Annotated in this window: 18 protein-coding genes and 3 rRNA genes; 13 read left to right on the top strand and 8 right to left on the bottom strand. The window is 68.1% G+C overall.

The window, feature by feature from the left end:
* Positions 1-5: 5 nt before the first annotated feature.
* The 5 genes from FHU30_RS08475 (at position 6) to FHU30_RS08455 (ending at position 4,499) form a co-directional block, all read left to right on the top strand.
* Positions 6-668: a helix-turn-helix transcriptional regulator gene (locus FHU30_RS08475; protein WP_253873675.1), complete on the top strand. Its 663-nt coding sequence runs from the start codon at positions 6-8 to the stop codon at positions 666-668.
* A gap of 107 nt (positions 669-775) precedes the next feature.
* The gene (locus FHU30_RS08470) at positions 776-1,249 is read left to right on the top strand and encodes a GntR family transcriptional regulator (protein WP_253873673.1); all 474 of its coding nucleotides are present in this window, start codon (positions 776-778) and stop codon (positions 1,247-1,249) included.
* Entirely contained in the window at positions 1,246-2,142 is an 897-nt protein-coding gene (locus FHU30_RS08465) for an ABC transporter ATP-binding protein (protein WP_253873671.1), read from the top strand. The genes FHU30_RS08470 and FHU30_RS08465 overlap by 4 nt, the downstream gene beginning before the upstream one ends.
* Positions 2,139-3,131: an ABC-2 membrane transporter-related protein gene (locus FHU30_RS08460; protein ID WP_253873669.1), complete on the top strand. Its 993-nt coding sequence runs from the start codon at positions 2,139-2,141 to the stop codon at positions 3,129-3,131. Before FHU30_RS08465 ends, FHU30_RS08460 begins: the two co-directional genes overlap by 4 nt.
* A gap of 186 nt (positions 3,132-3,317) precedes the next feature.
* Positions 3,318-4,499 (top strand): MFS transporter, encoded by a 1,182-nt coding sequence (locus FHU30_RS08455; RefSeq protein WP_253873668.1) that lies wholly within the window; start codon positions 3,318-3,320, stop codon positions 4,497-4,499.
* Here FHU30_RS08455 and FHU30_RS08450 read toward each other — a convergent pair.
* Positions 4,468-4,911: a hypothetical protein gene (locus tag FHU30_RS08450; protein WP_253873665.1), complete on the bottom strand. Its 444-nt coding sequence runs from the start codon at positions 4,909-4,911 to the stop codon at positions 4,468-4,470. The two genes, FHU30_RS08455 and FHU30_RS08450, sit on opposite strands and share 32 nt — an antisense overlap.
* Positions 4,912-5,052: 141 nt before the next feature.
* Here FHU30_RS08450 and FHU30_RS08445 point away from each other — a divergent pair, with 141 nt between their 5' ends.
* Complete coding sequence (locus FHU30_RS08445) at positions 5,053-5,547, top strand: DUF3995 domain-containing protein (protein ID WP_253873664.1); 495 nt, start codon at positions 5,053-5,055, stop codon at positions 5,545-5,547.
* On the opposite strand, the gene FHU30_RS08440 is transcribed toward FHU30_RS08445, so the two are convergent.
* Together FHU30_RS08440 and FHU30_RS08435 are read right to left on the bottom strand one after the other, a co-directional pair.
* Positions 5,528-5,911, bottom strand: coding sequence for a VOC family protein (locus FHU30_RS08440; protein WP_253873662.1), 384 nt, complete (start codon positions 5,909-5,911; stop codon positions 5,528-5,530). The two genes, FHU30_RS08445 and FHU30_RS08440, sit on opposite strands and share 20 nt — an antisense overlap.
* Before the next feature lie 61 nt (positions 5,912-5,972).
* Complete coding sequence (locus FHU30_RS08435; RefSeq protein ID WP_253873660.1) at positions 5,973-6,818, bottom strand: hypothetical protein; 846 nt, start codon at positions 6,816-6,818, stop codon at positions 5,973-5,975.
* Between the two features lie 89 nt (positions 6,819-6,907).
* On the opposite strand from FHU30_RS08435, the gene FHU30_RS08430 reads away from it, so the two are divergent.
* On the top strand, positions 6,908-7,282 hold the full coding sequence (locus FHU30_RS08430) for a hypothetical protein (RefSeq protein ID WP_253873659.1): 375 nt from the start codon (positions 6,908-6,910) through the stop codon (positions 7,280-7,282).
* 71 nt (positions 7,283-7,353) lie between these two features.
* On the opposite strand, the gene rrf is transcribed toward FHU30_RS08430, so the two are convergent.
* The 3 genes from rrf to FHU30_RS08415 all read right to left on the bottom strand — a co-directional run bounded on the left by rrf (position 7,354) and on the right by FHU30_RS08415 (position 12,664).
* Positions 7,354-7,470: ribosomal RNA gene (gene rrf, locus FHU30_RS08425) — 5S ribosomal RNA — on the bottom strand.
* A gap of 149 nt (positions 7,471-7,619) precedes the next feature.
* Positions 7,620-10,730 (bottom strand): 23S ribosomal RNA (locus FHU30_RS08420).
* Between the two features lie 404 nt (positions 10,731-11,134).
* Positions 11,135-12,664, bottom strand: a 16S ribosomal RNA gene (locus tag FHU30_RS08415).
* Together the 16S, 23S and 5S rRNA genes form the textbook arrangement of a ribosomal RNA operon.
* 825 nt (positions 12,665-13,489) lie before the next feature.
* Between FHU30_RS08415 and FHU30_RS08410 the strand changes: the two genes are divergently transcribed.
* From FHU30_RS08410 to FHU30_RS08385, 6 genes are all read left to right on the top strand, one after another.
* Positions 13,490-14,989: a flavin-containing monooxygenase gene (locus FHU30_RS08410; RefSeq protein WP_253873657.1), complete on the top strand. Its 1,500-nt coding sequence runs from the start codon at positions 13,490-13,492 to the stop codon at positions 14,987-14,989.
* A gap of 10 nt (positions 14,990-14,999) precedes the next feature.
* Positions 15,000-15,782, top strand: a complete 783-nt coding sequence (locus tag FHU30_RS08405) for an SDR family NAD(P)-dependent oxidoreductase (protein ID WP_253873655.1) — start codon at positions 15,000-15,002, stop codon at positions 15,780-15,782.
* 174 nt (positions 15,783-15,956) lie between these two features.
* Positions 15,957-16,904: a DMT family transporter gene (locus FHU30_RS08400; RefSeq protein WP_253873653.1), complete on the top strand. Its 948-nt coding sequence runs from the start codon at positions 15,957-15,959 to the stop codon at positions 16,902-16,904.
* 17 nt (positions 16,905-16,921) lie between these two features.
* Entirely contained in the window at positions 16,922-17,674 is a 753-nt protein-coding gene (locus FHU30_RS08395) for a serine protease (RefSeq protein ID WP_253873651.1), read from the top strand.
* A 112-nt stretch (positions 17,675-17,786) separates the two neighbouring features.
* Positions 17,787-18,695, top strand: a complete 909-nt coding sequence (locus FHU30_RS08390; RefSeq protein ID WP_253873649.1) for an NAD-dependent epimerase/dehydratase family protein — start codon at positions 17,787-17,789, stop codon at positions 18,693-18,695.
* Positions 18,696-18,760: 65 nt separating this feature from the next.
* Complete coding sequence (locus tag FHU30_RS08385) at positions 18,761-19,258, top strand: hypothetical protein (RefSeq protein ID WP_253873647.1); 498 nt, start codon at positions 18,761-18,763, stop codon at positions 19,256-19,258.
* A gap of 16 nt (positions 19,259-19,274) precedes the next feature.
* On the opposite strand, the gene FHU30_RS08380 is transcribed toward FHU30_RS08385, so the two are convergent.
* Positions 19,275-21,026, bottom strand: a complete 1,752-nt coding sequence (locus FHU30_RS08380) for a serine/threonine-protein kinase (RefSeq protein WP_253873645.1) — start codon at positions 21,024-21,026, stop codon at positions 19,275-19,277.
* A 77-nt stretch (positions 21,027-21,103) separates the two neighbouring features.
* A complete protein-coding gene (locus tag FHU30_RS08375; RefSeq protein ID WP_253873643.1) occupies positions 21,104-21,457 on the bottom strand; it encodes a DoxX family protein in 354 nt (117 codons plus the stop codon).
* Positions 21,458-21,537: the final 80 nt, after the last annotated feature.

The raw sequence follows: 21,537 nt of genomic DNA, 5'->3' as shown, positions 1-21,537 counted from the left end.
GGACGGTGAGCAGCAATGTCGACCAGAACGTCGTCCTGCGCGGGGAGCGCGAGCTGGTCGAGCGCGCCACCCCGCTGTTCGCGGGCGCGCGCGAGGAGTTCGTGTGCGCGGCCGCGCATCCCCGCACCTGGGCCCTGCCCGGCGCGCGCGAGCAGATCGTCGCCGCGCGCCGCGGGCATCCGGACGTCAAGGCGTACAAGCTGTACGGGAGCGAGGCGCTGGCGGACGACTCGGCCGTCCGGCTGCTGACCGACCTCGCCGGGCGCGGCCCGCGCGTCCGCATCCTGGACGGCCCGATCCCGCACGAGACGATCGTCGTGGACCGGCGGGTCGCCGTGATCGCCGGGCCGCTCGCGAGCGGCGAGCGCGAGTTCACCGTCGTCCGGACGCCCGCCGTCGTCGCGGGCATCCTGGCGCTGTTCTGGTCGACGTGGCGCGCCGCCACCGAGGTGTCCGAGCTCACCGCCCCGGCCCCGGCGCTGGGCGAGCAGAGCCGGGACATCCTCGCGCTGCTGGCCGAGGGCATGAAGGACGAGGCGGCGTGCCGCCGGCTCGGCATCTCGCTGCGCACCTACCGCCGCCGCGTCGCCGAGCTGATGGAGCTGCTGGACGCCGAGTCCCGCTTCCAGGCGGGCCTGCGCGCCCGGTCCCTCGGCCTCGTCCCGTAGCCGCGGCGCGGCGGGGGGCGCGGGGGCCGCGGCGCGGGGGCCGGTGCGCGGCGGCCGGGCCGGGCCGGGTTGACATCCGGTGATCGTCACCCTTTAACTCTATATCTATGGATATAGATAAAGGGCCGTCGCCGATCGTGTTCCGGCTCGATCCCGGCTCGGGGGTGCCGACCTACCTCCAGCTCGTCCAGCAGGTGGAGCAGGCGCTCCGGCTCGGCCACCTCCAGGTCGGCGACCAGCTGCCGCGCGTCCGGGACGTCGTCGGCGGGCTCGCGATCAACCCGAACACCGTGCTCAAGGCGTACCGCGAGCTGGAGCACCGCGGCCTGGTCGCCGGCCGCCGCGGGCAGGGCACCTTCGTCGAGCGCGCCCTCGACCGCGCCGGGCTGCGCGAGCAGGCCGGGCTGCGCCGCTCCCTGCTGGAGTGGATGGCCGCCGCGGACGCCGCCGGACTCGACGACGCGGGCATGTCCGCCCTGTTCACCGCCGCCCTCCAGGACCGGCACACCGCCGGGCACGGCGAGCGCGATGACCGGAACGAGCGCGGCGAGCGGAACGAGCGGACGGAGGGGATCGCGTGAACGGCGTCGCGATCGAGGCGACCGACCTCGGCAAGCGCTACGGACGCACCTGGGCGCTCCGCGACTGCTCGCTGACCATCCCGAGCGGGCACGTCGTCGGGCTCGTCGGGCCGAACGGCGCGGGCAAGACCACGTTCCTCAGCATGGCCGTCGGGCTCACCCCGCCGACGACCGGCGAGGTCCGCGTGCTCGGCCGGCACGCCGCGGGCTCCCCCGACGCGCTCGACATGGTCGCGTTCGTCGCCCAGGACGCCGCGCTCTACCGCAACCTGTCAGTCGCCGAGATGCTCCGCGTCGGGCGCAGCCTGAACCGGCGCTGGGACGAGGCGTCCGCGCGGGCCCGGCTCGCCGAGACCGGCATCCCGCTGGACCGCCGCATCGGCGCGCTGTCCGGCGGCCAGCGCGCGCAGGTCGCGCTGACCCTCGCCCTCGCCAAGCGGCCCGGCCTGCTCGTCCTGGACGAGCCGCTCGCCGCGCTCGACCCGCTCGCCCGGCACGAGTTCATGGCCTCGCTGATGGCCGCGGTCGCCGACGACGGCGTCTCGGTCGTCTTCTCGTCCCACGTCGTCGCCGAGCTGGAACGCGTCTGCGACTACCTCGTCGTCGTGCAGGACGGCCAGGTGCAGGTGTCCGGCAGCGTCGAGGAACTCACCTACGAGCACCACGTCCTGGTCGGACCGGCCGACCAGGCGGACGAGGTCGCCTCGCTGTTCCCGGTCGTCCGCGACCGCCGGGCGTTCGCGCAGGCGCACCTGCTCGTCCGCGCCACCGGCGCCCACAACGTCCCGCCCGGATGGCAGCGCCACCCGGTCACCCTGGAGGAACTCGTCTTGACGTACATGCGCGAGCCGGCCGCCGCCGCGCTGCCCGGCCCGAAGGCGGTCGCCCGATGACGACCCTGCCGTCCGCCTCGCTCCCCCGGTTCGGCCCGCTCTGGGTCACCTGGCGGCAGCACCGCTTCGCGCTGCTCTGCACCGTCCTGCTGCTGCTCGGGCTCGCCGCGATGCTCGTCTACGGCGGCCTGGACGCGCGCGACACCTCCAACCAGCTCGGCCTGGACAAGTGCACGTCCTTCACGCCGGGCACGCGCTGCGACAAGCTGTCGATCCAGTTCAACGGCCAGTACCAGACCCCGCACCTGCTGCTGATCTTCCTGCTGGTGCTGCCCGCGGCGCTCGGCGCGTTCGTCGGCGGCCCGACCGTCGCCCGCGAGCTCGAAACCGGGACGTTCCGCTTCGCCTGGACGCAGGGCGCGGGCCGCACCCGCTGGCTGGTCACCAAGCTCGCCGTCCTCGCGCTGGCGCTGGCCGCCGCGGGCGCCGCGTTCGGCCCGGCCTTCAAGTACTGGGACGCGCCGTTCGTGCGCGTCCTGCCCACCGGTTTCGGCTCGTACCTGGAGTTCGAGTTCGGCGGTCTCGTGTTCCCGGCGCAGACCGTCCTCGGTTTCGCCATCGGCGCCTTCGCCGGAGTCCTGGCCCGGCGGGTGATCGTCGGGATTGGCGCGGCCTTCGTCGTGACGTTCGGGTTGAACCTTCTCACCGTGTTCTTCCTGCGCCCGCACTACCTGCCGGCGAAGACGACCACGAGCAGGATCGGCTCCGGCGACTGGGGCGTCGGCACCTCGTACCTGTCCCCGTCCGGCTCGGCGGTGAGCGGCCCGGAGTCGCATCAGCTCTACGTCCAGTTCCAGGCCGCCAGCGCCAACCGGCCGGACGCGACGTTCCGCGGGTGGCTGGCCGCACGGCACTACCAGATCGTCACCCACTACCACCCGTCCGGACGCTTCTGGACCTTCCAGGCGATCGAGGCGGGCTGGATGCTGGCCCTCGCCGCCGTCCTCGCCGCCGCGACCGTCTGGCTCGTCCGCCGCCGGACGGCCTGACCCCGCGCAGACCCGCGCAGGCCCGCGCCCAGCCCCGCGGGCCTTGGCGGCGCCGGGGGCCTCGGGACTTGTGGCGCCGGGGGCCGGCCACGCGGGCCGCACTATGCCGTCGCTTTCCCGCCAGCCCCGGCGGCGCCCGCCCGGTTGGGTCGGAGACGTCCCATCGTCTCCCTCCGAGGACCGACCTTGCCGTCCACGGCCACGCTTCCCTCTCCGCCTCGCACCCGAACACCGGGCTGGCCCGCCGTCCTCGCGGTCACGCTGGGCATCTTCACCATCGTCACCACCGAGATCCTGCCGGTCGGCCTCCTCACGTCCATCGGCTCCAGCTTCACCCTCTCGGACGGCACGGCCGGGCTGATGATGACGATGCCCGGCTACCTCGCCGCTGTCGCCGCCCCCACGCTGAGGGTCGCGACCGCCCGCGCCGACCGCCGCCTGATGCTGTGCGCGTGCATGCTCCTGCTGGCGGTCGCGAACGTCCTGGCCGCGTCCGCTCCCGCCTTCTGGGCGATGCTGCTCTCCCGCGTCCTGGTCGGCGTCGTCATCGGCGGCTTCTGGTCGCTCGCGGCGGGCCTGGCCGAGCGCCTGGTCGCACCGCCGCGCGTCCCCCGCGCCACGGCAGTGATCTTCTCGTCCGTGCCGCTGGGCTCGGTCCTCGGCGTCCCGCTGGGCACCCTGATCGGGGACGCCACGAGCTGGCGGGTCAGCTTCGCCGTCATGGCCGCGCTGTCCTTCGCCCTGGTCGTCGCCCTGGCCGTCCTGCTACCGCCCCTGCCCGTCTCGCAGGTCACCCGGCTGGACGTCCTGCTCGGAGCCTTCCGGACGCGCGGCACCTGGCTGGCGCTGGCCCTGACCGCCCTGATCGTCCTGGCACACTTCGGCACCTACACGTATGTGACGCCGTTCCTCCAAGACGTCACCCACGTCTCGCCGACCGCCTTCCTGCTGCTCTACGGCGTGGCGGGCTTGGCCGGAAACTTCGTGGCGGGCCAGACCATCACCCGCCACCCAACTCTGACCTCGGCAGTGGCCGGGACGCTCATCGCGTCCGCCACCCTCGCACTCCCGGCTCTCGGCACCAGTCCACTTGGCGCCGCCGCCCTCCTCATCGTCTGGGGAGCGGGCTACGGAGCGATCCCGGTCTGCTCACAGACCTGGTTCTCGACGGCGCTGCCGTCAGAGGCCGCGTCCGTCCTGTTCACCGCGTCCTTCCAGGCGACCTTCTCCACGGGTGCGTTGGTGGGCGGCCTGATCGTGGACCGCACGAGTCCCTCGACCGTCATGGTGTGGGGCGGCGCAACCGCCACCGCCATGGTCCTGCTGCTCATCACTGCTACGACTTCACCACGTAAGCCCTCACGGTGAAGTCCTTGCACTTGCTGCTGAACGTTCCCGTCATGCGGTACTGCACGGTGACGGTCTCGTTGGGCTGGAACGTCATCCGCGCGTCCGCGTTCTGCGAGCTGACGTCGGTGAGTATGCGCCCCGAAGTGTCCTTCACGACGACCGTGCGCACCTTGCCGGTCCGGTTGTGCAGCTCGTCCGTCACGATGAAATCCTGCAAGGGCGGCCCGACCGTGTGGTTGAGCGCCCCTCCGCAATAGATCATCCGCGCCGTGACCGCGTCATTCCGAAGCAGCACTTTGACGTGCGGCCACGCGGCGACGGCGCCGATCCCGAGCAGCACCAGGCACCCCAGGACCGTCCCGGCGCGTCCCCGCCGGAGGCGGCCGGACTCCGCGAGCTGGGACCGCACCTCTGGCGGAAGACGAGACATGCGGGGCAGCATAACCGCGCAACCTCCGCCAAACCCCACGATCCACTAACCCCCGGTTAACACCGCTCTCCCTCTGACGGGGGGTGCCACTCGGCAGCGCGGGGGAGGCGACGAGCAGCGCCAGTCGGAGATCGTTCCTCCATGACCTCCTCACTTCGGACGCGTTCCCTGCACTGGGTCGGCCGGACCGGCGCGCTGGCGCTGATGCCTTACGCGATCACCAAGACCTATTGGGCATGCGGCGGCAGGGCGGGCGTGCCCCAGGGCTGGGACATGGTCGCCGAATTCCGCAAGAACGGCGCGCCGAACGCACTCATCTGGCTGGAAGAACACGGCATCGACTTCACGGCGGTACTGGCGGCATTGGGCGCCCTCGTCGTCCTGGCACTGTCCCGAGGCTGGGGCGCGAGGCTGCCGCGCCCTCTCCTGCTGGTCCCCGCCTGGCTGGGCGCTGCGTTCTTCGTCCCCTACGGCGTCCTCACCGGCGTCCTGGCGCTCACCGAGGATGCGGGCAAAGGACCGTCCCTTAACCCGTGGATCGTCATCGCCGGCGTCCTGGCCTTCTGCGGAGTGGGCAGCGCCCTGGCCGCATGCGCATGGACGTACCAGCGCGAAACTAGCCGGCGTAGTTGCTGACCTCGATCAGGTTCAGATCCGGATCACGGAAGTACACGCTCCGGATCGGGCCCAAGGCCCCCGTCCGGTCGACCGGCCCTTCCTCGACCTCAACCCCGTGCGCCGCCAGCTCCGCAAGCACCTGCTCCAACGGTTCCTCGGTGATCAGGCACAGGTCGGCACTGCCCGCCGTGGGCCGGTGCGCCTTCGGCTCGAACTCCCGCCCCACCTGATGCAGATTGATCTTGCTCTGCCCGAACGCCAGCGCCGTCCGCCCTGCCCCGAACGTCACGACGTCCATGCCGAGCACCCGCCCGTAGAACTCCGCCGTGACCCCGATGTCCGCCACGGTCAGCACAAGGTGATCAATCCGCTCGATCCGCATCCCCCAACCCTAGGCCGCACCCCGACCACAAGATCGACACGCCCCCCGGCCTCGCCCGCGCTCACCCTCCGCCACAGGTGCAGAGGTTCCCACTCCAGCAGATGCACTTCTCCCTAGCGGACGTGGTGGGCGTCGGTGAGGGCGTCTCCGCAAGATCGAAGTACTTCTGCCCCAAGGTGAGGATCGCGAGGTATCGATGCCTCCGAGCGGCATCGGCGACCGATTTCCGCAGGTCCAATGCCTGGTGCTCCCGGACGACCGTCGCAGCGACGGCCCAGCCGTACAGGCGGCTGGCAGGGTTGGGGCTGGAATCGTCCTCGGGCATGGTGCGGTCTCGCCAGGTGATGACCAGCGACACCGGGCCGCGCTTGTAGAAGGCCGCCGGGAAATCCGAAGGGCCATAGGGATGTGGCGGGCTTCCCAGAGGGCGTCTCTGCGTGACCTCCTGGTGAAACTCGGCCAAGAGCCGGGGAAGGTCCGGACCGGTGCCGTCACGCCAGCCAAGCTCAGCCAACCGCTGGTGCAGCAACATCGCACGTCCGGCGAAGTCACCTCCGAACGTGGCCACCCGAACGACTTGCCTGAAGCAGGAAACCGGGAGCCAGGTAGAGGAGAACATCCCGATCCGGTTGCTCCCACACGCGTCCTCAACCCCGCTGCCGGACGAGGGCTCCGCCCACGATTGCCTCGGCCAGACCGAAGAGGCCATGTCGGCGAGGGACGCGGACGCCTGGCGGTCCGCGGCGTCCACACGCTCGGAGCGAGACACGGCGGCGACGTCGGGTGGCTTCTGAGGCGCACACGAACTCAGCGCCCATAACCCGAACGCGATCACCAGCCCGACGGCCACCAGCCCCGTGCCGGCCAGGCACCCGCACGCCCGTCCGAGCCTCACCGGTTCGTCCACACCGCAGATGATCGCGCACGTTCGGCGGCGCGTGCCTGAGTACGGATACTCAGATCCGCCGGCGGGACGAGCCGGTAGGCTGCGCGGCCATGGACCCCTCGAAGATCAACGACGTCCGGGACGCCGCGCGGGAGCTCATCGAGCAGCAGATGGCCGAGCGGCTGGCCGTCATCGAGAAGCTCGTCCGCTCCCAGGACGACGAAGAGGAACTGCAAGCGCGCCTCGCCCAGGTTCAGGCCGAGCGCACCCGCGACTGGGCCGAGGCCGAACGCCTCGGCTGGACGGCCAAGGAACTCAAGCGCCTCGGGCTTCGCCGCCCGGCCCGTTCCGCGGCCTCCGGACGGACGGCCCGTTCGACCGCGAAGGAGCCGTCCCCGTCGCGCGCCGAAACGGCGGCTCCTGCCGTCGAAGAAGCCCCGACGCCGTTCCCGTCGCGTCCGATGGGAGTCGAGAACTTCGGCTGAACAGCCGGGGTAATTAGCTCCTGAAATGAAATGAGGCCCCGCCATTTCTGGCGGGGCCTCATCCAATATATGTCCGGCGGCGTCCTACTCTCCCACACAGTCTCCCATGCAGTACCATCGGCGCTGAGGGGCTTAACTACCGGGTTCGGGATGGGACCGGGTGTTTCCCCCTCGCCATAACCACCGAACGATCAACGCACACACCCCAAGAGGGTGCGGCAAGTCTCGTCCGAGCCAGGCTCGGCATATTCTGTTGTACGGTACCCGTTTGCTTTCTGGGAACCACACAGGGACGCGAATCATCTCACAGCAGATGCGATTGGTTTGAACGTTCAGTGTGTTCAAGCCACTCGGCCTATTAGTACCGGTCGACTCCACACGTTACCGCGCTTCCATCCCCGGCCTATCAACCCAATCGTCTCTTGGGGGCCTTACACACCCGAAGGTGTGGGAGAACTCATCTCGAGGAAGGCTTCCCGCTTAGATGCTTTCAGCGGTTATCCCGACCGAACGTAGCCAACCAGCCATGCCCCTGGCGGGACAACTGGCACACCAGAGGTTCGTCCGTCCCGGTCCTCTCGTACTAGGGACAGACCCTCATCAATTCTCCTACGCGCACAGCGGATAGGGACCGAACTGTCTCGCGACGTTCTAAACCCAGCTCGCGTGCCGCTTTAATGGGCGAACAGCCCAACCCTTGGGACCTACTCCAGCCCCAGGATGCGACGAGCCGACATCGAGGTGCCAAACCATCCCGTCGATATGGACTCTTGGGGAAGATCAGCCTGTTATCCCCGGGGTACCTTTTAGCCGTTGAGCGACACCGCTTCCACACGCCGGTGCCGGATCACTAGGCCCTGCTTTCGCACCTGCTCGACCTGTCGGTCTCACAGTCAAGCTCCCTTGTGCCCTTGCACTCACCACCTGATGACCAACCAGGCTGAGGGAACCTTTGGGCGCCTCCGTTACTCTTTGGGAGGCAACCGCCCCAGTTAAACTACCCACCAGGCACTGTCCCCCACCCGGATCCACGGGTGCGGGTTAGACGTCTAAGGCGACCAGAGTGGTATTTCACCAACGACTCCACGAACACTGGCGTGCCCGCTTCACAGTCTCCCACCTATCCTACACAAGACACATCAAACGCCAATGCCAAGCTATAGTGAAGGTCCCGGGGTCTTTCCGTCCTGCTGCGCGAAACGAGCATCTTTACTCGTACTGCAATTTCGCCGGGCCTGTGGTTGAGACAGCGGGGAAGTCGTTACGCCATTCGTGCAGGTCGGAACTTACCCGACAAGGAATTTCGCTACCTTAGGATGGTTATAGTTACCACCGCCGTTTACCGGCGCTTAGATTCTCAGCCTCGAACCCCGAAAGGCTCTAACCGGTCCTCTTAACGTTCCGGCACCGGGCAGGCGTCAGTCCGTATACAGCGTCTTACGACTTCGCACGGACCTGTGTTTTTAGTAAACAGTCGCTTCCCCCTGGCCTCTGCGACCACCCCCAGCTCACGGTGCAAGACCGGTCACCGGGCATGGTCCCCCTTCTCCCAAAGTTACGGGGGCAATTTGCCGAGTTCCTTAACCACAGTTCACCCGATCGCCTTGGTATTCTCTACCTGACCACCTGAGTCGGTTTAGGGTACGGGCCGCCGGCACACTCACTAGAGGCTTTTCTCGGCAGCATGGGATCACTCACTTCACCAAAAACGGCTCGGCATCACCTCTCACCCTGTGTGAGGGACGGATTTACCTATCCCTCGGGCTACGGGCTTACCCCGGGACAACCATCGCCCGGGCTGAGCTACCCTCCTGCGTCACCCCATCGCTCACCTACTACCGTCTCGGGCCCCACGCTCCCCACACAGACGGACCCGAAGGTCCAAAAGGTGGTTCGGGTGGTTAGCATCAACGGGCTCGGCGTTGGCGCGTACCAGCGGGTACGGGAATATCAACCCGTTGTCCATCGACTACGCCTGTCGGCCTCGCCTTAGGTCCCGACTTACCCTGGGCGGATTAGCCTGCCCCAGGAACCCTTGGTCATCCGGCGCACACGTTTCTCACGTGTGATTCGCTACTCATGCCTGCATTCTCACTCCCACACCCTCCACCGCACGATCACTCGACGGCTTCTTAGGATGCAGGACGCTCCCCTACCCATCCAAGACAAAGTCTTGAATGCCACGGCTTCGGCGGTGTGCTTGAGCCCCGCTACATTGTCGGCGCGGAATCACTTGACCAGTGAGCTATTACGCACTCTTTCAAGGATGGCTGCTTCTAAGCCAACCTCCTGGTTGTCACGGCAACTCCACATCCTTTACCACTTAGCACACGCTTAGGGGCCTTAGCCGATGATCTGGGCTGTTTCCCTCTCGACTACGAAGCTTATCCCCCGCAGTCTCACTGCCACGCTCTCACTTACCGGCATTCGGAGTTTGGCTGACGTCAGTAACCTTGTCGGGCCCATCGGCCATCCAGTAGCTCTACCTCCGGCAAGAAACACGCAACGCTGCACCTAAATGCATTTCGGGGAGAACCAGCTATCACGGAGTTTGATTGGCCTTTCACCCCTAACCACAGGTCATCCCCCAGGTTTTCAACCCTGGTGGGTTCGGGCCTCCACACCGTCTTACCGGCGCTTCACCCTGCCCATGGCTAGATCACCCCGCTTCGGGTCTACAGCATGCGACTCAAACGCCCTCTTCAGACTCGCTTTCGCTACGGCTACCCACCACTGGTTAACCTCGCCACACACCATAACTCGCAGGCTCATTCTTCAAAAGGCACGCCATCACGAACACAGAGCCGAAACCCTGTGAGGACGCTCTGACGGCTTGTAGGCACACGGTTTCAGGTACTATTTCACGACCCCTCACCGGGGCACTTTTCACCTTTCCCTCACGGTACTGGTCCGCTATCGGTCATCAGGAAGTATTCAGCCTTACCACGTGGTCGTGGCAGATTCACACGAGATTTCACGGGCCTCGTGCTACTCGGGAACACACCCAGGAGACACCATGGTTTCGTCTACCGGACTCTCACCGTCTACGGTCGGCCATCCCAAGCCGTTCAACTACCAAAGTGTTTTGTAACTCCTTACCAGGCTGGCAGGCCTGATCGGATGGTCCCACAACCCCGCACACGCAACCCCTGCCAGGTATCACACGCGCACGGTTTAGGCTCCTCCGCTTTCGCTCACCACTACTCACGGAATCACTATTGTTTTCTCTTCCTGCGGGTACTGAGATGTTTCACTTCCCCGCGTTCCCACCAACCGGCCTATACATTCAACCGGCGGCGACACCCCATGACGAGTGCCAGGTTCCCCCATTCGGAAATCCCCGGATCAAAGTCTGGTTGCCGACTCCCCGAGGCATATCGCAGGCTCCCACGTCCTTCATCGGCTCCTGATGCCAAGGCATCCACCGTATGCCCTTAAAAACTTGAACACACAAAACGATCAAACAAATCGCAACAGAGAACAAAACTCACAAAGGAGTCTCGTTCAGAGATGCTCGCGTCCACTGTGTAGTTCTCAAAAAACAACCGGGCCCACCAAGACGACCGAACAGAAAACCTGTCCGGCCGGGCTTGGTCCCGCAGTCCAGAAGACCCGGACACTCAACGTGCCCGTTCCTTCAGGACCCAACAGCGTGTCCAACCAAGTGGAACCCTCTCCACTGCGCTCCACGCGACCAGGTCGCAGTACTAGCAGTGAAGACAACCCCACCGGGTTGAGTAGCCAGTGCTCCACATCTATGAGCAGCCACCCAGCGAACATTCGCCGCTGATGATGGCCACCGACCGGAACATCCCACCAGGGGGATCCTTCCGGCCAGTTGGTGCTCCTTAGAAAGGAGGTGATCCAGCCGCACCTTCCGGTACGGCTACCTTGTTACGACTTCGTCCCAATCGCCGGCCCCACCTTCGACCGCTCCCCCCACAAGTGGTTGGGCCACGGGCTTCGGGTGTTGCCGACTTTCGTGACGTGACGGGCGGTGTGTACAAGGCCCGGGAACGTATTCACCGCAGCGTTGCTGATCTGCGATTACTAGCGACTCCGACTTCATGGGGTCGAGTTGCAGACCCCAATCCGAACTGAGACCGGCTTTACGGGATTCGCTCCACCTCACGGTATCGCTGCCCTCTGTACCGGCCATTGTAGCATGTTTGCAGCCCAAGACATAAGGGGCATGATGACTTGACGTCATCCCCACCTTCCTCCGAGTTGACCCCGGCGGTCTCCCATGAGTCCCCACCACCCCCGAAGGAGCGTGCTGGCAACATGGAACGAGGGTTGCGCTCGTTGCGGGACTTAACCCAACATCTCACGACACGAGCTGACGACAGCCATGCACCACCTGTCACCCACCCACTAAAGGAACCGATATCTCTACCGGGGCATGGGCGATGTCAAGCCTTGGTAAGGTTCTTCGCGTTGCGTCGAATTAAGCAACATGCTCCGCCGCTTGTGCGGGCCCCCGTCAATTCCTTTGAGTTTTAGCCTTGCGGCCGTACTCCCCAGGCGGGGCGCTTAATGCGTTAGCTACGGCGCGGAATCCGTGGAAGAACCCCACACCTAGCGCCCAACGTTTACGGCGTGGACTACCAGGGTATCTAATCCTGTTCGCTCCCCACGCTTTCGCTCCTCAGCGTCAGTACAGGCCCAGAGCACCGCCTTCGCCACCGGTGTTCCTCCCGATATCTGCGCATTTCACCGCTACACCGGGAATTCCATGCTCCCCTACCTGCCTCTAGCCTGCCCGTATCGAATGCAGACCCACGGTTAAGCCGTGGGCTTTCACACCCGACGCGACAAGCCGCCTACGAGCTCTTTACGCCCAATAATTCCGGACAACGCTTGCGCCCTACGTATTACCGCGGCTGCTGGCACGTAGTTAGCCGGCGCTTCTTCTGCACCTACCGTCACGTTAGCTTCGTCGGTGCTGAAAGGGGTTTACAACCCGAAGGCCGTCATCCCCCACGCGGCGTCGCTGCGTCAGGCTTCCGCCCATTGCGCAATATTCCCCACTGCTGCCTCCCGTAGGAGTCTGGGCCGTGTCTCAGTCCCAGTGTGACCGGTCGCCCTCTCAGGCCGGTTACCCGTCGTCGCCTTGGTAGGCCATCACCCCACCAACAAGCTGATAGGCCGCGAGCCCATCCCCAACCGAAAAACTTTCCACACACATCCCATGCGAGAGTGCGTCGCATCCGGTATTAGACCCAGTTTCCCAGGCTTATCCCAGAGTCAGGGGCAGGTTGCTCACGTGTTACTCACCCGTTCGCCGCTCGAGTACCCCCCGAAGGGGCCTTTCCGCTCGACTTGCATGTGTTAAGCACGCCGCCAGCGTTCGTCCTGAGCCAGGATCAAACTCTCCATCAAGGTCCAACGACCACCCAGGGGGCGAACCCCAGGCAGCCAAACCTCATGAAGGATCCGAAGATCCCAGCAAAGCAATCCCGAAAGATCGCTTGCCTCAAAGAAATCCCCGACCCCAGCCGAAACTAGGGCCACGGGGCGATCAGGCACATGGCCTGATCGATAAAGGCACTGGCTTTTAACACGCTGTTGAGTTCTCAAGAAACGGACACCCACGCGCTCCCCCGCAGATCCCTCTGCGGCTTCGCTCCGTGGCGACTCGCTTACTTTATCAGTTCCGTCCGGCTTGTCAATTCGGCCCGACTTTCCTGATTCCACCCCTTCGTGAACTGCCGAAGCGGTTCGTTCCGGTGCGGTGTCTCTATCCCAGCAGATCCGGCGCGATTGTCAAAATCGAGCCATTTGCCGAGAACAACGAACACACGGACACGACGGATCGCATCCGCAAGATCGTTAGAGAGGTCGCGCCCTCGGGCCGTCCACCGCAGCACGGCGTCCTGCATCCCATCGAGGCGCGAGGAATGACTGTACGCAACCCTCACGCGTCCGTCAAACCGAGCTCGGCAGTGAGTCTGCGCGCCCTGGAGGTCGAGCGGAGAGTTGGTCTGGGGCCGTCCTGATCACGGCCACCGGGAACCGCCGGCGTTGCTGCCACGTGCTCGTGCCCGAGGTCGTGCCCTCAGAGGCGCGTGCTTTCGAGGTGGATGGGGAGGTCAGCGATGGTGAGGCTGAGGGGCCGATGAGGGGTGGGCTGTTGGGCGGGGTTCTCAGGTGGCGGGTTGCTCATTAGGCTCGGGAGGTCGGACTGAACGAGATTCGGGTGGCGGCATGAGCGCTCCGCACGACGTGGTGATCATTGGCAGCGGGTTCGGCGGGATCGGGGTGGCGATCCGGTTGCGGCGGGCCGGGGTCGAGGACCTGGTGGTGCTGGAGAAGGCCGGCGGGCTGGGCGGGACGTGGCGGGACAACACCTACCCGGGAGCGGCGTGCGACGTGCCGTCCCATCTGTACTCGTTCTCGTTCGAGCGGAAGACGGACTGGAGCCGTCGGTTCCCGCCGCAGGAGGAGATCCTCGACTACCTGTGGCACTGCGCGCGGAAGTACGAGGTGCTCCCCCGCATCCGGTTCGGTACCGAGGTCACGGGGGCGGAGTGGGACGAGGCGGAGAGCCTGTGGCGGGTGTCCACGTCCAACGGTGAGCTGAGCGCGCGCGTGCTCGTGTCGGCGTGCGGGCAGCTGAACCGTCCGGTTCTGCCGGAGATCCCGGGGCGGGACGAGTTCCAGGGGACGGCGTTCCACTCGTCCCGCTGGGAGCACGGGGTCGATCTGGCGGGGAAGCGCGTGGCCGTGATCGGGACGGGCGCGAGCGCGATCCAGATCGTCCCGGAGCTGGCGAAGGTGGCCGGGCGGCTGCACGTGTTCCAGCGGTCGGCGCCGTACGTCATCAGCAAACCGGACCGTCCGTACCGGGCGTGGGAGAAGGCGCTGCTGCGGACGGTGCCCGGCGTGTACGGGGCCAGCCGGGCGCGGATCTACGCGCAGTACGAGTCGCGGGCGCTGGGCTTCGTGAAGTATCCGAAGCTGATGGGCACGATGGCGTGGCGGTTCCGGCGGGAGCTGGAACGGCAGGTCGGTGACAGGGAACTGCTGGAACGGCTGCGTCCGGACTACCCGATGGGCTGCAAGCGGATCCTGCTGTCGGACGACTACTACCCCGCGTTCGCCGAGCCGCATGTCGAGCTGGTGACCGAGCCGGTGAAGCGGATGACCAAGGACGGCGTCGTCACCGCGGACGGCACGGCGCGGCAGTTGGACGCGGTCGTCTACGCGACGGGGTTCGCGTCCACCGACTTCCTGGCGCCCATGCGGATCGTCGGACGGGACGGGCGCGAGCTCGACAAGGCGTGGCGGGACGGCGGCGCGTCGGCGCACCTGGGCATCACGGTCAGCGGGTTCCCGAACCTGTTCCTGCTGTACGGCCCGTACACCAACCTCGGGCACAACTCGATCATCTACATGCTGGAGTCGCAGTTCCGGTACGTGGTGGGGTGCGTGGCGGCGATGCGCCGGGCGGGGCTCGACTGGATCGAGGTGCGGCCGGACGTCCAGGACGAGTTCGACCGGCGCATGCAGGAGCTGCTGCGGACGACCGTCTGGAACAGCGGCTGCCAGAGCTGGTACATGACGGAAGACGGGCGGATCGTCAACAACTGGCCGGGATTCACTTTCGCTTACCGGCGGGCGACGCGCCGGCCGGATCCGCGCGATTTCTTGAGGGGACGCAACAGCGCGGCCCCGCAACGGGACGCGCGGTATCGGACGGCCTAGGCTCGAAGCCATGCCGACTGCTCTGATCACTGGCGCCACGGCGGGCCTGGGCGCCGCGTTCGCCCGCCGACTGGCCTCCGACGGATTCGATCTGGTGCTGCTCGCGCGCGATGCGGAGCGGCTGGACGCGTGCGCGCGCGAGCTGCGCGACAAGTACGGCGTCCGGGCGGAGACGCTGCCCGCCGACCTCGCCACGGACGAGGGGGTCGGCAAGGCCGAGGAGCGGCTGCGCGAGGGCGTGGACCTCCTGGTCAACAACGCCGGGTTCGGCAACCGGGGGGCGTTCCTGGACGCGCCGGTCGAGGACGAGGTGAAGATGCTGCGGGTGCACTGCGAGGCGGTGCTGCGGCTCACCTACGCGGCGCTTCCGCCGATGCTGGAGCGCGGCCGCGGCGGCGTGATCAACGTGGCGTCGGTGGCGGCGTTCGCGACGCGCGGCACGTACGGGGCGTCCAAGGCGTGGGTGGTGTCGTTCTCGCAGGGCGCCGCGTCGGAGATCGCGGGACGGCCGGGCGCGGAGAAGGTCCGGGTCATGGCGCTGTGCCCCGGGTTCGTGCACACCGAGTTCCACGAGCGCGCCGGAATGGACATCTCGGGCATTCCCGAGTTCATGTGGCTGGAGCAGGACCAGGTCGTCGACGAGGGGCTGCGGGACCTGCGGCGCGGGGTGGAGGTCAGCGTCCCGAGCGTCCAGTACAAGGCGATCGTCGGGCTGAGCAAGGTGATCCCGCCGTCGCTGGTCGGCCGGTTCTCCCGCTCCGGCCGCAAGTGGGACCCCACCGAGCGGAACTGACACCGCGCGGGGCCCGAGCGACGGGTGGGGTGAGACGTTAGGACGCGCGAGGCGGCTCGTTGGATGACGGATGAGTCGTGGGAAATCGCGTGAGGGGATTGTCACGGAACCGGGTGACACGGAATGGTGTCATCCCAAAACTCCCCCGCCGTCCTGCCCCGAAAGGTCCCGTCGATGGGCCACGACCTCGGTTACGCCGCTCTCGCCCTGCTCGCGACCAGTACGTATTACGTCGCATTTGTGGTGTTTCGAACGGCGGCCCGGCGGATGCCGCCCCTGCGGGGCAGCCGTCCGTTCCATGTCGCCTGGACGATGCTGACCGACCCGGTGTGGTTCGGCGGCGGGCTGCTGCTGTTCGCGGGGCTGGCGGGCGAGGTCGTGGCGTTCGAGGCGCTGCCGCTGGCGGTCGCGCAGCCGGTGTTCGCGGTCAGCCTCGTGCTGCTGGTGATCTACGCGGTGTGGGTGCTCGGCGAGCGGATGACCGGCCGCGAGTGGACGAGCGTGGCGCTGTTCGTGGTGGCGACGGTGCTGGTCGGGCTGTCCGCCGGGGAGGGCTCGACGGCGGTGGCGGACACGGGCTGGCGGAACACGCTGGCGAACCCGTGGCCGGTCGTCGGGGTGACGCTGCCGGCGCTGCTGATCGCGGTGCTGGTGTGGCTGGTCGGTGACCGGCGCGCGGGCGGACGGCACGCGAAGCGGCTGGCCGGGGTCGCCTACGGGATCGGTGCGGGCGCGTGTGCGGGCTTGGCCGAGGCGGGCATCCGGGGGATGGCGCTGGTGTTCGAGCAGTCGCACCGGGACGTCGTCGCCGTCCTCAACACGCCTTACCCGTACTTGACGCTCGGGCTCGCCGCGCTAGCGCTCGGCCAGTTGCAGGTGGCGCTTCAGCGTTGCCGCCTGGCAATCATCGCGACGGTGCTGACCGTCATCGGCCGCAGCTACCTGGTACTGGCGAGCACGGTGCTCTACCACGAGGGCTGGCCGTCGTCCCCGGGGCCGTTCGCGCTGCGCACGGGCGGTCTCATCCTCGCGCTCATAGCGCTGCTGAACTTCCCGCGGTACGAGCGCCGGGACGTCACGGGCCGCCGCACCGGACGGAAAAACGTGCGCCAGCTCCAGTAATTTCCTACATTCGCTCCATGGCACTCCCCTCCCCCCTGCGCCGTGCCGCTCTCACCGCCGCTGCCGCCGCGTCCCTCACCGCCGTCCTGCCCGTCGCGTCCGCCTCGGCGGTCGTGCACGGGCACGCGGTGTCCGCCGCGCGGTACCCGTGGCTGGGGGCCGTCGGCTCGCCGTTCTTCTTCGTGCGTCCCGCCGGGCAGTACTGCGGCGGCGTGCTCACCGCGCCCGACAAGATGCTGACGGCCGCGCACTGCGTCGCGTCCGTGAAGGGCTTTCCGGGCGTCCTGAAGGTGACGTTCGGGCTGAGCGACCTGCGCGCCAAGGGCGGCGAGTCCGCGGGTGTGAAGAGCGTGTGGGTCGATCCGCGCTACCACGAGACCAAGTTCAAGAACGAGGACGTCGAGCACCACGACCTCGCCGTCCTGACGCTCTCGCGGCGCGTGAACCGGCCCACCGTCGCGACCGGGCAGGCCGGTGACGCGCGCGAGGGCGAGGTCGTCGGCTGGGGGACGACGTCGGAATCGGACTGGTTCAACACGCGGCTGCACGCGGCGACGGTTCCGCTGCGCGGGGACGCGGCGTGCGCCTCGGCCTACGGGTCGTCGTACGACGCGTCCGACATGCTGTGCGCGGGCTCGCCGAAGGCCGACACGTGCCAGTTCGACAGCGGCGGACCGCTTCTGGTGAACGGACGCGTCGTCGCGCTGACCTCATGGGCCTACGGCTGCGCCCGCCCCGGCTACCCGGGCGTCTACGCGCGCGTGCGGTGAGCCGTCTCCGCGCGCGTGCGGTGAGCCGTCTTCGCGCGCGTGCGGTAAGGGGCGTGGGCGTGCTCGGGCGGGTTCGTTGCCTGGGGGCGCGTCCGCTCGTCATGCTGGGAGGATGCGGGTTCTGGTCACGGGGGCTTCGGGTTACGTCGGGTACGCGGTAGGGCGGCGACTGGTCGCCGCCGGGCACGAGGTGGACGGTCTCGTGCGCGCGCACGACAGGACGCTGCCGTTCGGCGTGCGTCTCGTGGTCGGTGACCTGCTCGCGCCTCTCGAATTGGACGAGGCGTACGACGCGGTGTGCCATCTGGCCGCGCTCACGCGCGTGCGCGAGTCGTTCACCGAGCCGCTGCGGTTCTTCACTGCGAACGTCCAGGGCACCGTGCATCTGCTGGACGCGCTCAAGGGCACGCCCACGGTCGTGTTCGGCTCTACAGCGGCCGTGTACGGGACGCCTGAAACGCAGCCGATTCCAGAGACGCAGCCACCTGCACCGTCGAGCCCCTACGGGACGTCCAAACTGGCGGCCGAGGAGGTCGTCCGGTACCAGGCGGCTACGGGACGGATCGGTGCGGTCGTTCTGCGGACGTTCAACGTGTCCGGCTCAGTGGACGGACGAGGCGACCCTGACCCGACCCGCCTGATCCCGCGCGCGCTAGCGGTGGCCGCTGGGCAGGCTCCGCATCTGGAGGTGAACGGCGACGGCGCGGCCGTCCGGGAGTACCTGCATGTGGACGATCTCGCGCGCGCGTACGAGGCCGCCTTGGCCGCCGGGACGCCCGGGACGCATCGCACCTACAACGTGGGCTCGGGCGTCGGCACGTCCGTCATGGAGGTGGTCATGGCGGTCGAGGCGGTGACGGGACGGGACGTGCCGGTCGTCCACCGGCCGCCGTCGCCGGAGCCTCCGGTGCTGCTGTGCGACGCCGCCGCGATCCGCCGCGACCTTGGCTGGGAGCCCGCGCGGTCCGGGCTCACGGAGATCATCGGGGGCGCCTGGGAGGCGCTGCGGGCCCGCGGCTGAGCGGAATATCCGACCTCTCATTTTTGTTAGCAAAACTAAGCAGAGAGTGTCGGAGGAGTAGTCGTATGACCGTTCAGTCCGCGTCCGCCCCTGGCCCCTCGGCCGCCGTCCCCGCCCCCGGGCCGTCGGCCGCCGCGTCCGGCCCGGTGCTGTCGTTGGCCGGCGGCACGGAAGCCGCCGCGAACCTCCACCTGGAGGGGCTCGCACCCGGCGAGCACGGCGTGAGCAGCGTCGTCGTCCGCTACCGGGACGCCGAGGACGCCGTGATCGGCCTCCAGGTCGAGTGCCCGGAGCCGGGTGCGATGTCCAGGAACGTGCATGTCGGGGTGTTCGAGCAGGCGGGCGGCCTGATGCCGTTCCCCGTCTTCAGCGGGACGCTGCTCGACCTCGCCCGCCGGGACCGCCCGTTCGGCCGCTGGACCGGCCGCGGCGACGGCGAGGACCACGAGGTCGTCTACGAGATCTCGACGTCCGTCGCACGGGACGCGGCGTCCGCGAGCGAGCCCGCCGACGTCACCTTCCGTTTCACCGCCACGCCCCCCGCCAGTCCCACGCACTCCTGACCGAGCGTCCGCGCGGTCACTTCTTCTTCTTGACGAAGGCGCGCAGGCACAGGGTGACGCCGACGCTCTTCTTCGTCGCGGGGAAGTACGCCTTCCGGTCGGCGAGCACGCACGGCGTCGTCGTGCTGTAGAGGCTGCTGGGGTAGAGCGAGTTGGCGGGCGGACGGTAGGCGTTGCTGCCGTCGACGTAGCGGCCCACAACCACGAAACTGGGCTCCCCCATCATCGGGTGCTTGCACGGTTCCTTGTTCCACGTCCGGCCGTTCCACAGGTAGACGCAGTCGCCGATGCTCGCCTGGCGCGCGCCGCCCACGTAGAAGTGCAGCAGCACCCAGCCGAGGATGAGCGCCACCACGACGGCGGCCCCCTTGCCGAAGCCATTGTCGGACGAACCGGATGAGCTGGACGACGCGGATGCCGCTGTCGTCCCTCCGCTGCTCGCCGGGCTTGACGGCCTGGTGGTCGAGGACGCGGCGGACGAGGGTCTCGGCTGCGTGGCGGGCCTGGGCGGTGCCGCCGGTTTCGGCGCCGGAGTCGGCGTCGCGGCCGGTTTCGCCGCCACACGCTTTCGTGCGGCCGGTCTCGCGGCGGCCTGCTTCGGCGGGGCTGGTTTCGAGGCGGCCACTCTCGGCGGGGTCGGTTTCGGGGCGGCCGCTTTCGTTGGGGCCTGTCGTGGAGTGGCCGGTTTCTGAGGTGGAGCCTTCGACGAGGCGACCGGGGTCGGCTCGGCTGGCTTCTGCACCGCCGGACTCGGCGCCACAGGGCTCGGCGGCGGGCTGGCAGGGTCGGGCTTCGGTGCGACCACCACGGAGTCGGGCCGTGGATCGGGCCGTTCCCTGGGTTTCGGCGGCTGGTCGATCTGTTCCGTGTAGGGCAGCGTCCCGCGCAGGACCTCGATCGAGCGGGCCCTGTAGTCGGTGACCATGTCGGTCAGGTCGCGCGGCAGCCATTCGGTGACCGCTTCGGCGGGCGAGGCGAGGCGTTCGAGGACCTCGGTGACGTCCGGGCGCGCGTCCGGGGACTTGGCGAGGCAGGCGGCGATCACCGGCACCAGCCCGGCCGGGACGTCGCGCAGGTCGGGCGCGTCGTCGATGACGCGGTGCAGCGCGGCGAGCGTCGACTCGGCCGCGAACGGGCTGCGTCCGGTGGCGGCGAACGCGAGCACCGACCCGAGCGAGAACACGTCGCCGGACGGGCCGGTCGCGCGTCCCTTCGCGTGCTCGGGCGACATGTACTCGGGGGTGCCGATCAGGCCGCTGGCCGGGTTCGGCGCGGCGTCCAGGGCGCGGGCGATGCCGAAGTCGATGATGCGCGGGCCGCCGTCCGCGAGGATCACGTTGCGCGGGGTCAGGTCGCGGTGCACGACGCCGAAGCCGTGGATCGCGGCGAGCCCCTCGGCGAGGCCCGCGCCGAGCACCCGGACCGCCTGCTCGGGCATCGGCCGGCCGCGCCCGCTCACGGCGTCGAACAGGGACGGCCCGGGGATGTAGGCGGTCGCGAGCCAGGGCTGCTCGGCCTCGGTATCGGCGTCCACGACCTGCGCGGTGTAGAAGCCGCCGACGCTGCGCGCGGCGTCGACCTCGCGGGCGAACCGGCGCCGGAAGGACGGGTCGCCCTGGAGCAGGTGCCGCCGGACGATCTTGACCGCGACGGTCATCCCGCCGGGCGAGGTGCCCAGGTAGACCTCGCCCATCCCGCCGCCGCCCAGCCGGGCGGCGAGCCGGTAGGGGCCCGCGTGCCGGGGGTCGGCGTCCCGCAGCGGTTCCATCCCGCGGCGCTCCCTTCGTCGTTCGGTTCCGGGGAGATCCTCCCAGGAACGCCGAGTCAAGGGAACAAAACCGTCTGTCAGAGCCGGGCGAGTGCGAGGAGGAGGGCGGCGAGGGAGACGGCGAAGAAGGCGCCTGGGAAGGCGATGTTGTAGAAGACGCGGGCGCGGACGTGCGCGCCGAGCGCGCAGGCGAAGAACAGCGTGAGCCCGAGGGCCGCCGCGGCGCCCAGCCAGCGGACGCCGAGCAGCCCGGCCAGCAGTCCGAGCGCCCCGGCGGTCTTGAGGACGGCGACGACCGGGAGCAGACGCATCGGCATCCGCACCTCGGCCGCGTTGGCGAGGACGAACGGCGCCCGCGCGAAGTCGGCGACGGCTATCGCGAGGTTGGCCGCGATCGCGACGGCGGTCACGGCGACGTAAGCAGCGAACATGGACAATCACTCCCGAACCGGGGGACGTTGCGCCGCCCAGCCTTCTGCAGGCCCTCGGGACCGTCCAATTCCCGCGTCGA

Origin of the sequence: Actinomadura rupiterrae (genome assembly GCF_024172125.1) — a bacterium.
Taxonomy (GTDB): domain Bacteria; phylum Actinomycetota; class Actinomycetes; order Streptosporangiales; family Streptosporangiaceae; genus Spirillospora; species Spirillospora rupiterrae.
The sequence above is the reverse complement of the archived record's forward strand: the minus strand, read 5'-3'. Positions and strand labels throughout refer to the sequence as shown.

Coding starts and splice junctions, on each gene's coding strand:
- FHU30_RS08470 (WP_253873673.1), top strand. CDS start 776: ATGGATATAGATAAAGGGCCGTCGCCGATCGTGTTCCGGCTCGATCCC.
- FHU30_RS08375 (WP_253873643.1), bottom strand. CDS start 21,457: ATGTTCGCTGCTTACGTCGCCGTGACCGCCGTCGCGATCGCGGCCAAC.
- FHU30_RS08445 (WP_253873664.1), top strand. CDS start 5,053: ATGACCTCCTCACTTCGGACGCGTTCCCTGCACTGGGTCGGCCGGACC.
- FHU30_RS08385 (WP_253873647.1), top strand. CDS start 18,761: ATGACCGTTCAGTCCGCGTCCGCCCCTGGCCCCTCGGCCGCCGTCCCC.
- FHU30_RS08450 (WP_253873665.1), bottom strand. CDS start 4,911: ATGTCTCGTCTTCCGCCAGAGGTGCGGTCCCAGCTCGCGGAGTCCGGC.
- FHU30_RS08410 (WP_253873657.1), top strand. CDS start 13,490: ATGAGCGCTCCGCACGACGTGGTGATCATTGGCAGCGGGTTCGGCGGG.
- FHU30_RS08430 (WP_253873659.1), top strand. CDS start 6,908: ATGGACCCCTCGAAGATCAACGACGTCCGGGACGCCGCGCGGGAGCTC.
- FHU30_RS08400 (WP_253873653.1), top strand. CDS start 15,957: ATGGGCCACGACCTCGGTTACGCCGCTCTCGCCCTGCTCGCGACCAGT.
- FHU30_RS08390 (WP_253873649.1), top strand. CDS start 17,787: ATGCGGGTTCTGGTCACGGGGGCTTCGGGTTACGTCGGGTACGCGGTA.
- FHU30_RS08460 (WP_253873669.1), top strand. CDS start 2,139: ATGACGACCCTGCCGTCCGCCTCGCTCCCCCGGTTCGGCCCGCTCTGG.
- FHU30_RS08380 (WP_253873645.1), bottom strand. CDS start 21,026: ATGGAACCGCTGCGGGACGCCGACCCCCGGCACGCGGGCCCCTACCGG.
- FHU30_RS08405 (WP_253873655.1), top strand. CDS start 15,000: ATGCCGACTGCTCTGATCACTGGCGCCACGGCGGGCCTGGGCGCCGCG.
- FHU30_RS08395 (WP_253873651.1), top strand. CDS start 16,922: ATGGCACTCCCCTCCCCCCTGCGCCGTGCCGCTCTCACCGCCGCTGCC.
- FHU30_RS08440 (WP_253873662.1), bottom strand. CDS start 5,911: ATGCGGATCGAGCGGATTGATCACCTTGTGCTGACCGTGGCGGACATC.